Here is a 15,088-nt window from a genome sequence, read left to right on the forward strand (position 1 = left end):
TGAATTCTTCTTTTAGCTGCGGAGTTTGACATTGATTTACTTATTCATGCACAAACAACATTTGTTCCACTTTAACAAATTTAATAACTGTTCATAAATTTCAATTCCCCTATCTTCACAAATGTGCAAAAAAACAATTCTATTTGCTGCCCAAAATTATCAACCAATCTTACAATGCTTTTCGGCCCATTCATAATCGGTCTAAGGATTTTTGTAATTATCTCAATAACAGCTGATCTGACATTCAAAAAATCATACTTAACACTATATAATATAACGTTGTATAGTAATACTTTAACCGATTATTTTAGCATTACAAACAAAAATCCCTAATTCATACAAACTAACAACACAGGCCTTTGAAAATTAGGATTATAACCAGAATTAATATACTTACTCGGTTGAGTTAACCTTAAAGTTAGGGATAATCTAGTTTGACCACTTGTATTACAGACAGAACGGTGAATAAGATTATCAGTAAACATAATAAATTCACCAGGTTTTAACACCACTTTTACCGCCTTTTTTGCCAATTCATCCTTAATTTCAAAAAAATTATTCCCGCTAAAAGGATCTGTGACTTTCACCGCTAGTGTATCTGTAATCTCATTAGTGGGGATGAACTCAAAACCATTAAACTGATTTACTTCAGTCAGGGCAATATAAATATTAATTGTTTTACCTTCGCCCACAAGTAACTTAGGATAAGAATCTTGATGCCAAAATGGAATTAATTCTTGGGCGGGATAATTAGCCCATATTTCAGAACGCCATAATACTATTTCTTGACCCAAATATTCTTGCAACTTAACTAAAAGATTTTCATCACAGCATAATTTCCACACCTCTGGTGAATCTATATGTCTTTCCATATTAAATTGCTGTTTTTTTAATTGCAATAGTAAGAGTAAAAATGAACCAAATTTGAACTTAACTAAAAAACCTAAAAGATGTAAAAACAATAATTTATGGGGTGGTTTTGGTAATACATCCGCGAAAATAGTTTTAGTAATATCAGCAATTTCTTTACTATCTAACTTCAGCCTATAAGGTCCTGAAATTTCTGTAAAATTATCATAATTATTAACAACGCTTTCCCGGTGTTGCTGATACCCAGTCCAAATTAAACTTCTCTCCCAAAGTTGGTTAACTGTTCTAACATCTGTAACTATTTTCGGTAAGGTAATTTCCTGACATTTAGGATTAAAGAATTTTCCACTTACCTGTTCTAGTTCCCTAGAAGTTGCACAAAATAAGCTGCTATTTGCCCCCTGCTCTGGAGTAATGCCCAAACCTAAATATTTACTGAGACGATGCCCAATTGTAATATTTGACTGGACAAATCCGGGATGAACTGCGTTAACAGTTACATGGCCATGAGCTAAATGTTTTGCAAGTTTACTTGTCAATAATAATAAACATAATTTAGAAACAGAGTAAAGCTCTAGAAAATTCAATGGTGTTTTTTTCACTAACAAATCCCAAGGAATATGTTGCGGACCTAATGCCAAGTCAGAACTCACCATCACAATTCTACTAGGGGCTGAAACTTCAAGTTTCTCTAACAATAGATATGTAAGTAAAAAATGTCCTAAATAGTTAGTCCCCCAAATTAATTCAAATCCCTCTTCTGTTGTACCTCTGTGATGGAAAATCCCCGCATTGTTCACTAAGATGTGTAGGGGAAGTTGTCTAGCTGTAAATAAATCCACAAATTGACGAACCGATTTTAAAGAAGCTAAATTAAGGGGCAAAAACTCAACTTTGTTATTTCCACTATTGTCACGAATATATTTTAAGGCTTTAGTAGCCTTAGTCATAGAACGACAGCCAATAAATACATGATATCCCTTTTCAGCCAGACCCAAGGCAGTCATCAAACCAACACCAGAATTACCGCCAGTCACAATACATACTTTCTCTAGGTCGCTATTCATAAATTAAACAATATTGCTGATGAATAATTATACTCCTCGCTTATTAAGTATAATTGGCAATTTCATCCAAGACAATCTCTGCTATTTTCTGGGCTGCCAGACTTTCTCCCCTGACACTGCGAAGCTGATTTCTCATCTGATCTAGCTTTTCTGGATGAGCTAAAAACTCTAAAACCATTTCTCCCACTTCCACAGGCTGGAGTTTGCCTACTAGTTCTGGTACTATCTCCTCTTTAGCCCAGATATTCGGCCATGCTAATAAACCTTTTTGACTTAATACCAACCAGTTAATCACCTTCGCAAAGCTAGAACCCACCCCCGGTAAATTAGCTAATAATCCCGGTAAACCATCCCAAGAACGCATAGCATCAAGTTGTTGTGTAGGTATTAAAACAATCATCGGTACGGCCAAAGCACCAAGTTCAGCTGTGTTTGCTCCTACTGTGGTTAAGCAGATACTACATTGAGATAATAATTCATGGGCGGGATTTTCTGTGCACAATTCCAAACACAAACCCTTTTCAGTTTTCAAAACCAGATGATCACATTGCACTAAACTAGCTGAAACACCGCCAAATACCTTGACAAAAGGGTTTTTTTCACCATCAGCAAAATTCGCTAAAGTTGCTAAATCTAATGTCGGCGCAACGAAAATCACAAATCTGGTTTCAGGTCTTTTTCCATAAATATATTCGGCAATAGCCAACGATAATGGCACTCCTTGGGATAATTTTGCCGCTTTCGAGCCAGGAAGCAAACCAATCAGTTCATTCCTCAATGAGGACTCAGGAGTTAAAACTTGCTCAAATTTTTGCGCCTCTACCATCAAATCTCCCACAACCGTGAATTTGTGAGCATATTTTGGCGAAACTTTTTCAGCAACTTTTGCCTGCATCACCCCAAAACGATCAATCAAGTTATGCCAACGTGCTTCCCATTCTGCATAAACAACTGTGCGATATCCTAATTTTCTGCCAATGACTACAGAAAAAACTTGATCTCCACCTAAGAAAAGTACCACACCCCTATCCCGCCAGTCCCAATTGTCAAATGTTTTACCCCATAACAAAAACCGCCAAAAATGCTCAGATGCTTGTACTCTATCAACTTCTGGGTAGGAAATAGCCATCGCAGCTTCTTTCCCACTAGCGTTTGGACATGGCGACAAAACTACAGAAATCCTCACCACACAACGATCATCCCCCAGTTGTTGGCGCAAAGCTTTCACCACTGGGCGCACCCAGGTTGTTACCTCACCCGGGCCATTAGAGAGAATCACAATATCAACCGGCTTAGTCATTGGTCATCGGTGATTGTTCATTGGTCATATTCCCATATTTTTGCCTTCTCAGTCCCCAATCATCAATTGTTACTATTTCGTTACACGAAATGAGTAAACACTTTTATAATTTGTCAAGTTTTATAAATAAATATTTATTTTTTTATATCGATTTGTGTCAAACAACCCAAAAAATGCTCAAAGGTTAAAGTTTTTCTGATAAAAAATTAATATTGCCGAAAATAAAGAAGTAACTCTAGCGGCAGATGTCGTTGAGAACTTCTGTTAGAGAACACGCATCAAAGGAGCCTATCTGCATGTTCACACACGTCAAGTCCACCATTAGACATATTGCGCCTGATGACTTACGCGGACGTAATTTAATCAAGGTGGTCTATGTCGTGCTTGAGTCCCAGTATCAAAGTGCATTGTCGCAAGCTGTTAGCACAATTAACTCGAACAATCCCAACCTAGCCATTGAAATTAGTGGGTATTTGATCGAGGAACTGCGAGACCCGGAGAATTATGAAGATTTCAAACGGGACATCGCAAATGCTAATATCTTTATCGCCTCACTTATTTTCATAGAAGACTTAGCACAAAAAGTAGTTACTGCCGTCGAACCATACCGAGATCGCCTGGATGTTTCAGTTGTCTTCCCATCCATGCCAGAAGTAATGCGCCTCAATAAAATGGGTAGCTTTTCCTTGGCACAGTTAGGACAATCGAAAAGTGCGATCGCCCAATTCATGCGCAAACGCAAGGAGAAATCCGGGGCAAGCTTCCAAGATGGAATGCTCAAACTGCTGCGAACTCTGCCGCAAGTATTAAAATTCTTGCCCATGGAAAAGGCACAGGACGCACGAAATTTCATGCTCAGTTTTCAGTATTGGCTTGGAGGTTCACCAGAAAACCTGGAAAACTTCTTGCTGATGCTAGCTGATAAATATGTATTAAAAGACATAGACAAACAAAACTTTGCATCTTCAACATATGAAGCGCCAGTTGTCTATCCCGACATGGGAATTTGGCATCCTTTGGCGACGACAATGTTTGAAGACATCAAAGAATACCTGAATTGGTATACTGCCCGCAAGGATATTTCCAGCGATCTAAAAGATCCCCTAGCGCCTTGTGTAGGATTAGTATTACAACGCACCCACCTAGTCACAGGTGATGATGCTCATTATGTAGCCATCGTCCAAGAATTAGAATGTCTTGGTGCCAAAGTAATTCCTGTATTTGCAGGCGGCTTGGATTTTTCCAAACCCGTACATGCTTACTTTTATGAACCCACAAGTAAGACACCGTTAGTAGATGCGGTTGTTTCTCTAACCGGTTTTGCCTTAGTAGGAGGCCCAGCTAGACAAGACCATCCCAAAGCAATTGAAGCACTCAAACGCTTAAATCGTCCTTACATGGTGGCATTGCCGTTGGTATTCCAAACCACCGAAGAGTGGTTAGATAGCGATTTAGGCTTACATCCCATTCAAGTAGCTTTACAAATTGCCATTCCAGAATTAGATGGAGCCATTGAGCCGATAATCCTATCAGGCAGAGATGGGGCCACAGGTAAAGCTCACGCGTTACAAGATCGAGTAGAAGCAGTAGCCCAACGGGCATTAAAATGGGCTAACCTGCGCCGCAAGCCAAAACTAGAGAAAAAAGTTGCCATCACTGTTTTCAGCTTCCCCCCAGATAAAGGCAACGTGGGAACCGCAGCCTACCTAGATGTATTCGGTTCCATATATGAAGTATTGAAAGGGCTAAGAAATAACGGCTACGACGTGCAAGACATTCCCGAAAACCCCCAAGTGTTAATGGAACAAGTCATTCACGATGCCCAAGCCCAGTATGCTAGCCCAGAACTGAACATCGCCTATAAGATGTCAGTACCAGAGTATGAGTCACTCACTCCCTACTCTCAACGCCTAGAAGAAAACTGGGGACCACCTCCAGGAAACCTGAATAGCGATGGGCAAAACCTACTGATTTACGGTAAACATTTCGGTAACGTCTTCATTGGCGTACAGCCCACCTTTGGTTATGAAGGTGACCCCATGCGTCTATTGTTCTCCCGTTCCGCCAGCCCGCACCACGGTTTTGCTGCATACTACACCTACCTAGAACGCATTTGGGGCGCAGATGCAGTCCTCCACTTCGGCACTCATGGTTCCTTGGAATTCATGCCAGGTAAGCAAATGGGGATGTCTGGTGACTGTTACCCAGACAACTTAATTGGCACAATTCCCAATCTGTATTACTACGCAGCTAACAACCCGAGTGAAGCCACCATTGCCAAGCGGCGCAGTTATGCAGAAACAATTTCTTACCTGACACCACCCGCAGAAAATGCAGGTTTATACAAAGGTTTGAAAGAACTCAGCGAACTAATTGGTTCTTACCAAACTTTAAAAGATAGTGGCCGCAGTGTTCCCATTGTCAACACTATTATGGATAAATGCCGCATCGTCAACCTAGACAAAGATATTAACTTGCCAGAAATTGATGCCAAACATATGACCGCCGATGAGCGCGATGTCATTGTTGGTAGCGTCTACCGCAAGTTAATGGAAATTGAATCTAGGTTGTTACCTTGTGGCTTACACATTATTGGTAAACCACCCACTGCGGAAGAAGCAGTAGCCACCCTAGTCAACATCGCTAGTTTAGACCGTCAAGAAGAAGAAATTCTCAGCTTACCCCGCATCATTGCCAACAGTATCGGGCGTAACATAGACGATATCTACCAAAACAGCGATTTAGGCGTTTTAGAAGACGTCCAACTATTACAAGACATTACCTTAATCACCCGTGAAGCAGTGGGTGCATTGGTCAAAGCCCAAACCGACGCTCAAGGGCGTGTGTCTCTGGTTTCCCGATTGAACTTTTTCAACATGGGTAAAAAGCAACCTTGGGTAGAAGTACTGCATCAAGCTGGTTATCCCCAAGTTGACACTGCTGCTTTAAAACCACTGTTTGAGTATTTGGAATTCTGCTTACAACAAGTTTGTGCAGATAACGAACTCGGCGCATTACTCCAAGGCTTAGAAGGAGAGTACATTCTACCCGGTCCTGGTGGCGATCCCATCCGTAACCCAGATGTATTACCCACAGGTAAAAATATCCACGCACTTGATCCCCAAGCTATCCCAACCACAGCCGCAGTCCAATCAGCCAAAATCGTTGTAGATCGGCTCTTGGCACGTAACAAAGCAGAAAATGGCAACCAATGGCCAGAAACCATTGCCTGTGTACTCTGGGGAACCGATAACATCAAAACTTACGGTGAATCCCTAGCACAAATCATGTGGATGATTGGTGTACGTCCCCTCCCTGATGCCTTGGGACGCGTGAATAAGTTAGAATTGATACCTTTAGAAGAGTTGGGACGACCCAGAATAGATGTGGTCATCAACTGTTCTGGTGTATTCCGCGACTTGTTCATCAACCAAATGAACCTGCTAGACCAAGGTGTGAAAATGGCTGCTGAAGCCGACGAACCTTTGGAAATGAACTTTGTTCGCAAACACGCTTTGCAACAAGCAGAGGAAATGGGAATTAACCTCAGACAAGCAGCAACCCGCGTCTTCTCTAACGCTTCTGGTTCCTACTCGTCAAACATTAACTTGGCAGTAGAAAACAGCACTTGGGATAGTGAAGCCGAGTTACAGGAAATGTATCTAAAACGGAAATCATTCTCCTTCAATTCCGATAACCCCGGCATGATGGATGAATCCCGGCAGTTGTTTGAAAGCACCTTAAAAACTGCCGATGCAACTTTCCAAAATCTCGACTCCTCCGAAATTAGCTTAACTGATGTTTCCCACTACTTCGACTCAGATCCTACTAAGTTAGTCGCAAATCTGCGTGGTGATGGTAAGAAGCCAGCATCCTACATTGCAGACACCACCACAGCTAATGCACAAGTGCGGACATTATCGGAAACCGTGCGTTTAGACGCCCGTACCAAGTTGTTAAACCCCAAATGGTATGAGGGGATGTTATCTCACGGTTACGAAGGTGTGCGCGAACTTTCCAAGCGGTTGGTAAACACTACCGGTTGGAGTGCCACAGCCGGTGCTGTGGATAACTGGATTTATGAAGAAACCAACGAAACCTTCATCAAAGATGAAGCCATGCAGAAACGGTTGATGAATCTCAACCCCCATTCTTTCCGCAAGATTGTCTCAACTTTGTTGGAGGTGAATGGTCGGGGTTATTGGGAAACTAGCGAGGAGAATTTAGACCGCCTCCGCCAGTTGTACCAAGAGGTTGAAGACCGCATCGAAGGAATAGAATAATCTTTAAGATAGAGGCGCTCTCAAGAGCGTCTCTACTGATTCTCAAGGACGATATCCCATAAGGATTTCAGTGTGCTTTGATGAGACAATTAACAGAATAATCCCTTAATTGAAAACACTATATAAAACCTCATGGTCATGATTAACAACTTGAATTATTTCAATTATCTCAACCTGTAAAAATTATAAACCATCAAGCAAAATTTACATTCTTATATCTTCTTTCTGGTATGGGTGGCTTTAGAATTTCCCTCAAAGATTTGGGAAGTTTTTGTTTAGGATAAGAAACAGAAAGTAAGAAAAAAGCATAATGTAGTGCCATCCCCTTGATTTACCAACTACCAAACAGTAGCAACTAAACCCGACGCAGTTAAATTTTCCTCGCAAGTTAATAACTGCACATATTCACCTTTACTTCCTATAATTAGCGCAGTTGCTACAATTTGTCTATTGTGCATTTCATCAATCCCAGATAACCTCATAGTCATGTGCAGTACATCTTGATCAAATGGGTAAATTACCACACGGGGGTCAGCTTCTACTATAGAAATTATATCTTTAGGATCAGGAATAGATGTTCTACCTCTTTCCACAATCCAAACAGCCTCAGCTAAAGTAGTTGTAGGAATAATTAACTGAGAATCTGGTTGAGACAAAATAACTTTAGCTTTTGTACTTAACCGTGAATTACCTTCCAGAAACCAAATTAAAGCATGAGTGTCTATAACGTATTTCATAACTACTTATAACCAGTCTAAGCTATCCTCAATATCCCCATAAAATTCAGCAATTTTAAAATCTGCTGCTGTTGATTGTTTCTTTCCCGCAAAAATCCCAAACTGCATCATCTGCTTTTTCCGTTGATTTTTTTTAGCATCTAAAAAAGTCACAATCACACGACTTTCTGAAATATCTTCTGGTAATTCTGTAAGTTCTACTTTACCGTATTTGTAAATTCCTTCAATTGATTTCAACATAGTCTTTACCATTAACAAATTTTGCTTGTATATTTAATAAACCAAGATAACTATTTATAAAATAAACTGATAATGCAAATTTCACAATATCGCATTTTACAGCAATTTAATCTGAATTGTGATAGTTAGCGTTGCGTAACTATTAACCCAGATTTATCACCAGAGAAAAAATCACTTATGAACAGCAATACCAAGGGCTGTTTATTTGATACATAACTACCAAAGATGAGTAAGGGAAATATTATACATATATATTTTATGACTAACTTTAAATATCCCTCTTTTTTATAAAAATTATGGTTTAATATTCAAAATCAAGAAATTGTCTTTAATCAAAATATTGGGATTAATAACCCTGGAGTTAAAACATTTATACTGCTTTAATGGTCAATTTTTTTTGCAATGCAAGTAATGAATACTAATAATTTAGTTAAATTAAATACAGAGCAACCATAAGATTTGTGACACTTTCCTATGACATTTTACACTTATTACTAAATCCTCCTCAAGATTCATGAAAAACTTTTTTATAGGAATTTAATATTCAAGTTCCACCATTAAGTATTTTTCTTCCTCTATCAATGCGTAAGACCTAGAAGCATGGTCAAAAAAGTAGCAATTATCGGTGCTGGACCCAGCGGAATTCTGCTAGCCGAGTATCTTTTACGTCGTGATAACAAATACAATATCAACATTTACGAACGTCGCAGCGATCCTCGCATTGTCTCCTTCTCAAAATCCCGCACCTTTCCCATCTCTCTAAACCCAAGGGGAATGAGTGTTTTGACACAAATTGAGGGTTTAGAAGCAGCAGTCAAAGCAGTAAGTGTAGAGATGACAGGAACGCTTTTTCACCAAAAAAATCGTAAGTCCAGATTCACACCCAGGAAAAAACCCCTGGTTACTCTTGACCGTACTAATTTAGTAATTGTACTGTTAAAACAATTAACGCAAAAGTACGATGAAAGTCGTCTAAAAATTCACTTTGATTCTGAATGTACTTCTGTAGATTTTGCAGCTAAAATTGTCAAATTTAAAAATATTGGGGCAAAAGATGATTTCACTGTTAATTATGATTTGTTAGTTGGCACAGATGGAGCAAATTCCGTCGTCAGAGAAGGTTTCCTGGGTGCGGAAGATTTTTACTGCGAGCAAAAGTATTACCCTACTGATTACAAATCAATTTTTTTAGAAAATACCAAAAACTCAAGTTCTTGCCTCAAATCAGATAATATTCACACTTGGAGATTAGAAGACGGCACACTGATGGTAGCACTGCATCAAGCCGATGGGACAATGAGTGGTGCAATCAATTTTCCCCATCAAAAAAATCAAATAGTTAATCTGTCTAGCGCACAAGAAGTAATGCAATTTTTTCAACAAAACTTTCCAGAAATTGGTCAGATGATGACATTAGAAGCAGCCAAAGCTTTTCTCGAAAGACCAACTGCTAAAATTTTAACCGTTCGCTGTAACCATTATCATCTAGATGATAGCGTAATAATTATGGGAGACGCAGCCCATGCAGTCTCATCTTCCATTGGTCAAGGTTGTAATGCAGCATTGGAAGATGTAGCAGTTTTTAATCAGATTTTAAACGAATATGCTGACAATTTAGCTGAGACTCTGCCACAATTTACTACCCGCCGTCAACCAGATGGTTACGCCTTAGTGGAATTAGGAGATTATGCTTTTCCCAAATCAACCAAATTATTTATTGAGTTTATTTTGAGAGAACATATTGCCAAAACTATGCACCGATTTTTACCACAGTTTTTTCCACCTTCACTAATCGACCTGATATTTGAAACCTCAGTTCCCTACTCAGAAATTTTGAATTTATATCAACCCTGGATATCCAAAGTGAAAAAATCCAACGATAAATGACTAGCTATATTACAGAATAATACTTAACCCATGGTTAACAAAGTAGCAATTATTGGTGCGGGACTTGGTGGTTTATCCGTGGCTCAGGCACTCCGTAAACAAGGTATCAATGCCCATGTCTACGAAAAAGCCCGTCTTTTGCGCCCAGTGGGTGCTGCTTTAAGTCTTGTGCCCAACGGTTTGCATAGTCTAGAGGCAATTACACCTGGTATCACTGACTTATTAAAAGCAGAAGGTAGCGAAACTCACAAGCTGAAACTGTATAAAAGTAACGGCGAGTTAATTGGGGAGAAATCGGTAACACTCTTGGAAAAATACAAACAACCAATGTTACAAATTCGCTGGTCACGTCTCCAAGAAATCCTCGCGGCTCAACTTCCACCTGATATCATTCACCTTGACCATAGGTGCATTGGCTTTCAGCAAAATCAGCAACAGGTGGAAGTATGCTTTGAAGGTGGAAAAACCGTGCAGGCAGATTTATTAATTGGTGCCGATGGATTAAACTCCGCAGTTAGACAAACATTAATTGGTGACGGAGATCCCACTTATGCCGGTCGTATGTCTTGGCGAGCTGTTCTCAAATACAGCCACGAAAAACTACTTCCTCATCAAGTTATGTCTATCACAGCATCCGATGGCAAAATATTTGGCTTCTTTGACCTAGGTAGTGGATATGTATTTTGGAGTGCAGCTTCTCTATGTCCCCATGGATCTATTGCTCAAAGTCCTGCTGATGTAAAATCTCGTATCCAAGAAAACTTTACTGGTTGGGCAGAACCAGTACAAGAAATATTGGCAGCAACAAATCCTCAAGACATTGTGGAGCGCCCCATATGTCACAGACCCCCCCTAAAAAACTGGAGTCAAGGCAGAGTCACACTCTTAGGAGATGCTGCTCATCCAATGGTGCCATTACTAGGACAAGGAGCCAATACAGCCTTTGAAGATGCTTGGGAACTTGCCCAATACCTTCGCAACGGGGCCGATATTAACGCAGCCTTAGCTAATTATGAAAATAGTCGTAAACCCCGCACCCACATTATACAGGTTCGTAATGCAGTGGGGGCCAAGGATGCCTATAAAGCTGATAGCGAAATCTATTTAGGAAAAATGATGCGGCAAGCACAAGTGAGTGATGCTAAGTTTGAACAGTGGCTCTATAGTTATCTTCTAACTTCATGAGTAATCAATTAACACAAATGAATCAACCCGGTCTAATTTTAGCACCAGGAACAGAAGGCTGGTGGGACTCCGAGCGGGTTTCTGCACCACAGGTAATGCACTGTCCTGATGGTACCTGGAAGATGTGGTACTACGGTCGGGATGCTTCTTTTGATCAGCAAATTAATTTACCTACTGGTCGCTGTGGCTTGGCCATTTCTCCTGACGGTGTGAATTGGCAACGGCTCAAAGGCCCACTGACAATGGGATCTGTATTAGAGCCTCACCCAGACGCTCATCGCTTTGATTCAGCCCATGTTGGTGTTAGTAATGTTAACTTTGACGATAATCTTTATTGGATGTGGTACTTTGGCGGTAACCACACAATTGTTGATATTGGCAAATTTTCAGCCAAGGGGTTAAAGATGCGCCCCGGCTGCGCTATTTCCCGTGATGGTATAAATTGGGTACGGTTAGAAGGTGCTTACCAAGGGGCAATTCTCGATGTCGGTCAAGCAGGCGAATTTGATGCCCTGTTTTGTGCCTGGCCCCAAGTCTTGCGTGATGGTCAAAGTTGGAAATTATACTACCACACCTTAAACCCAGAAAAAGGTTTTTTAGTTGGTCTAGCAGTATCAACTGACGGTTTGCATTGGGAAAAAGTGGGTCAGATTTTAAGTCCGGGGGAATCTGGAAGTTTTGATGAGAGAGGTATTGGCACTCGCCATGTCTTGAAAATCAACAAACAATACTTAATGTTTTATGAAGGTGTTAATAACAGTGGTTACCACTCTATTGGTTTAGCCATTTCTGATGATGGTATTCACTGGCAAAAAGATACAGATGTCCCCATATTTAGTCATGCTGAAAAAGGTTCTGGTTATTGGGATGCACGAGCAGTGGGTACCCCTTGTGTGGTACCAATGGATGATGGTAGTTTCCGGATGTATTACATCGGTGCTAACGAAGGCGGTCACGACGAACTATCATTACAGCATCAAATTGGTTTGGCTGTGAGCGCTGGAGCCAATTTTCGTCAGTGGTATCGCTGGGGTGAATAAGTTTTTTGATATTTAAGTTTTTTGATATTTAACTTGGCGTTCATTCTCATCACTGTTGTAGAAACGTTCCATAGAACGTCTCTACATTTTTGGGCGAAGATGTCTACTCCAAGCCCTATTGCCACAAATAAATGAGGATAAACAAAACAATCCAAATTACATCTACGAAGTGCCAAAACAAAGAAGTGGCATTTACGCCATAGTGACCTGATTCGTAGTTGTCTGGAATAAAAGAACGGACAAAGATAATCAACTGCAATATAATACCAGTGAGAACGTGCAAACCGTGAAAACCAGTTAGCAGGTAGAACATACCACCGAATACCCCGGAGGTAAAGCCAAATTCCAAGTTACTCCATTCAATAGCTTGTCCCACTAAAAAGTAGCTACCCATTCCCATTGTTGCGCCGAGATAAAAGCGAAACCCATTTAAATTGTGGTTTTGCAACGCGCGTTCTGCTAGGTAAATCACAAAGCTACTGGAAACAAGAATAACTGTGTTGATTGCAGGTTCTTTGATTTCTAGTCCGGAAACTCCGGCTGGTAGCCAGTTAGGAGTTGTGGTTTTGTAGACGATATATCCAGCAAAGAAACTGAGGAAGATCACACTTTCGGACAGAAGGAAGACTACGAAGCCAAACATTTTGTTACCTTCTTCGTCGTGTTCGTGTTCAACCCCTGTGTGATACTTTGGCAATTGCAACTCCTTTGAGTTGATGGAACTGTCCATTGATGAGAATTCTCCTTTTTTAAACCCAGAAAAACGCCAAGGAAAGCCCAAAAGTGCCCCGAGGGAAAGGTTAGTCTGCGTTTTTGAATGCAGGGTTGTTGGCTGTTAAAGGTTCTGATTTGCCGTAGCCGTAGGGTGCGGAGATGATGATGGGAATTTCTTCAAAATTTTCTACCGGCGGGGGAGAAGAAACCATCCACTCTAAGCCTATGGCACGCCAGGGATTATCCAGTGCTTTTTCCCCCTGCATCCAGGAAGCTATGATATTGAAGATAAACGGTAAAGTGGACATTCCCAGCAGAAATCCGCCTAAGCTAGCAATTATGTTCCAAAATTCGTACTCTGGCGGGTAGGAAGAAACTCGGCGTAACATTCCTTGGAGTCCCAATGGGTGCATCGGCCAAAAGTTCAGGTTAGTGCCAATGAATGTTAACCAAAAGTGTAATTTACCCCAGCCTTCGTAGTACATTCTCCCCGTCATTTTGGGAAACCAGTGGTAGATGGCAGCATATAAACCCATCGTCACTGTGCCAAAGAGAACATAGTGAAAATGACCAACTACAAAGTAAGTATTATTGACGTGTACATCTACAGGTACGGAGGAAAGCATAATTCCCGTTATACCTGCAAAGACAAACATCACTAAAGCACCCAGGGAAAACAGCATCGGTGTATCTAGTCGTAGTTTCCCGCCCCAAATGGTCGCTACCCAAGCAAATACTTTAATGCCTGTGGGCACAGAAACAAACATGGTTGTGAGCATGAATATTAGCCGCATCCAGGCAGGTGTACCACTAACGTACATGTGGTGTACCCAAACTATACCACTGACTACAGCAATTAACATAGAGGAAATCGCAACTACTTTGTAGCCAAATAGTGGTTTGCGGGCATAGACCGGGAAAATTTCTGAGAAAATACCAAAAATAGGCAGAATGATCACGTAAACTGCCGGGTGGGAGTAAAACCAGAAGTAGTGCTGAAACAGAACTGGATTACCTCCGTGGCTGGGGTTGAAAAAGGCAGTACCAGCCGTCAGGTCTAGCAGCAGCATGACCGCACCTGCTGTCAGTGCAGGTAATCCAAACAATTGGATAATCTGAGCGCTAAATACTGCCCAAACAAATAAGGGCATCCGAAAAAATCCCATACCAGGAGCGCGCATTTTGACAATTGTGGTAACAAAGTTCACTGCCCCCATAATTGAGGATACCCCGGATACAGCTACTGCCACTAACCAAAGCACTTGACCATTGATTAAGTGACCTGTGGGGTTTTGCAGACTGACTGGCGGGTAAGCCCACCAACCAGCTTGGGCCGGACCTCCAGGGACAAAGAAACTGGCCATGAGGAGAATCCCAACTATCGGTACCATCCAAAAGGCAACGGCGTTGAGTCTGGGAAATGCCATATCTCGCGCCCCAATCATCAGAGGTACTAAATAGTTAGCAAAACCCACTAGGGAGGGAAATGTCCACAAAAACAGCATGACAGTGCCGTGCATCGTGAACATTCCGTTATAAACGGTGCGGTCAATTAAGTCAGATGGGGGTGTAATTAGTTCTCCCCTAATCACCATGGCGAAGATACCGCCTACCAGAAAGAAGATGAATGAGGTGACAAGGTACTGAATACCTATAACCTTATGGTCGGTGCTGAAGCTAAAGTATTTCTTCCAGTCACCAGGTTGTTCACTAGTGTCCCTGATGCCTACAAGAGGGATATTTGTCATCGGTAAGTTTCCTTTTA

The 15,088-nt window shown here is 41.1% G+C and carries 10 protein-coding genes; 4 read left to right on the plus strand and 6 right to left on the minus strand.

The genetic code is table 11. The annotated features are described in order from the left end of the window. Positions 1–329: 329 nt before the first annotated feature. Positions 330–1,937 carry an SDR family NAD(P)-dependent oxidoreductase gene (locus NWP25_RS09140; protein ID WP_280649486.1) on the minus strand — a complete coding sequence of 536 codons (1,608 nt, stop codon included), beginning with the start codon at positions 1,935–1,937 and terminating at the stop codon, positions 330–332. 43 nt (positions 1,938–1,980) lie between these two features. Then, positions 1,981–3,237, minus strand: a complete 1,257-nt coding sequence (locus NWP25_RS09145) for a glycosyltransferase family protein (protein ID WP_280656696.1) — start codon at positions 3,235–3,237, stop codon at positions 1,981–1,983. Between the two features lie 296 nt (positions 3,238–3,533). Here NWP25_RS09145 and NWP25_RS09150 point away from each other — a divergent pair, with 296 nt between their 5' ends. Next, the gene (locus NWP25_RS09150) at positions 3,534–7,520 is read left to right on the plus strand and encodes a magnesium chelatase subunit H (protein ID WP_280699243.1); all 3,987 of its coding nucleotides are present in this window, start codon (positions 3,534–3,536) and stop codon (positions 7,518–7,520) included. A 338-nt stretch (positions 7,521–7,858) separates the two neighbouring features. Here the strand turns inward: NWP25_RS09150 and NWP25_RS09155 are convergent, their stop codons facing one another. Continuing rightward, positions 7,859–8,257 carry a type II toxin-antitoxin system VapC family toxin gene (locus NWP25_RS09155; RefSeq protein WP_280649489.1) on the minus strand — a complete coding sequence of 133 codons (399 nt, stop codon included), beginning with the start codon at positions 8,255–8,257 and terminating at the stop codon, positions 7,859–7,861. A 6-nt stretch (positions 8,258–8,263) separates the two neighbouring features. Then, positions 8,264–8,497: a hypothetical protein gene (locus tag NWP25_RS09160; protein WP_280649490.1), complete on the minus strand. Its 234-nt coding sequence runs from the start codon at positions 8,495–8,497 to the stop codon at positions 8,264–8,266. A 600-nt stretch (positions 8,498–9,097) separates the two neighbouring features. On the opposite strand from NWP25_RS09160, the gene NWP25_RS09165 reads away from it, so the two are divergent. The 3 genes from NWP25_RS09165 to NWP25_RS09175 are packed head-to-tail and all read left to right on the plus strand — an operon-like array spanning position 9,098 to position 12,609. After that, positions 9,098–10,384, plus strand: coding sequence for an FAD-dependent oxidoreductase (locus tag NWP25_RS09165; protein ID WP_280699245.1), 1,287 nt, complete (start codon positions 9,098–9,100; stop codon positions 10,382–10,384). Positions 10,385–10,414: 30 nt separating this feature from the next. Beyond that, positions 10,415–11,569, plus strand: coding sequence for an FAD-dependent oxidoreductase (locus tag NWP25_RS09170; protein WP_280699248.1), 1,155 nt, complete (start codon positions 10,415–10,417; stop codon positions 11,567–11,569). Further along, entirely contained in the window at positions 11,566–12,609 is a 1,044-nt protein-coding gene (locus NWP25_RS09175; RefSeq protein WP_280699250.1) for a glycoside hydrolase family protein, read from the plus strand. Before NWP25_RS09170 ends, NWP25_RS09175 begins: the two co-directional genes overlap by 4 nt. 115 nt (positions 12,610–12,724) lie before the next feature. On the opposite strand, the gene NWP25_RS09180 is transcribed toward NWP25_RS09175, so the two are convergent. Further along, on the minus strand, positions 12,725–13,339 hold the full coding sequence (locus NWP25_RS09180; protein WP_280652533.1) for a cytochrome c oxidase subunit 3: 615 nt from the start codon (positions 13,337–13,339) through the stop codon (positions 12,725–12,727). 70 nt (positions 13,340–13,409) lie between these two features. Beyond that, positions 13,410–15,071 carry a cytochrome c oxidase subunit I gene (gene ctaD / locus NWP25_RS09185; protein ID WP_280652534.1) on the minus strand — a complete coding sequence of 554 codons (1,662 nt, stop codon included), beginning with the start codon at positions 15,069–15,071 and terminating at the stop codon, positions 13,410–13,412. Positions 15,072–15,088 lie beyond the last annotated feature (17 nt).

The sequence above is a fragment of the Umezakia ovalisporum Ak1311 genome (assembly GCF_029891685.1).
Taxonomy (GTDB): Bacteria; Cyanobacteriota; Cyanobacteriia; order Cyanobacteriales; family Nostocaceae; genus Umezakia; species Umezakia ovalisporum.

What these genes read in the sequence shown, in the direction of transcription:
- NWP25_RS09140 (WP_280649486.1), bottom strand. Translation starts at nt 1,937, where the DNA reads ATGAATAGCGACCTAGAGAAAGTATGTATTGTGACTGGCGGTAATTCT.
- NWP25_RS09145 (WP_280656696.1), bottom strand. Translation starts at nt 3,237, where the DNA reads ATGACTAAGCCGGTTGATATTGTGATTCTCTCTAATGGCCCGGGTGAG.
- NWP25_RS09150 (WP_280699243.1), top strand. Translation starts at nt 3,534, where the DNA reads ATGTTCACACACGTCAAGTCCACCATTAGACATATTGCGCCTGATGAC.
- NWP25_RS09155 (WP_280649489.1), bottom strand. Translation starts at nt 8,257, where the DNA reads ATGAAATACGTTATAGACACTCATGCTTTAATTTGGTTTCTGGAAGGT.
- NWP25_RS09160 (WP_280649490.1), bottom strand. Translation starts at nt 8,497, where the DNA reads ATGTTGAAATCAATTGAAGGAATTTACAAATACGGTAAAGTAGAACTT.
- NWP25_RS09165 (WP_280699245.1), top strand. Translation starts at nt 9,098, where the DNA reads ATGGTCAAAAAAGTAGCAATTATCGGTGCTGGACCCAGCGGAATTCTG.
- NWP25_RS09170 (WP_280699248.1), top strand. Translation starts at nt 10,415, where the DNA reads ATGGTTAACAAAGTAGCAATTATTGGTGCGGGACTTGGTGGTTTATCC.
- NWP25_RS09175 (WP_280699250.1), top strand. Translation starts at nt 11,566, where the DNA reads ATGAGTAATCAATTAACACAAATGAATCAACCCGGTCTAATTTTAGCA.
- NWP25_RS09180 (WP_280652533.1), bottom strand. Translation starts at nt 13,339, where the DNA reads ATGGACAGTTCCATCAACTCAAAGGAGTTGCAATTGCCAAAGTATCAC.
- ctaD (WP_280652534.1), bottom strand. Translation starts at nt 15,071, where the DNA reads ATGACAAATATCCCTCTTGTAGGCATCAGGGACACTAGTGAACAACCT.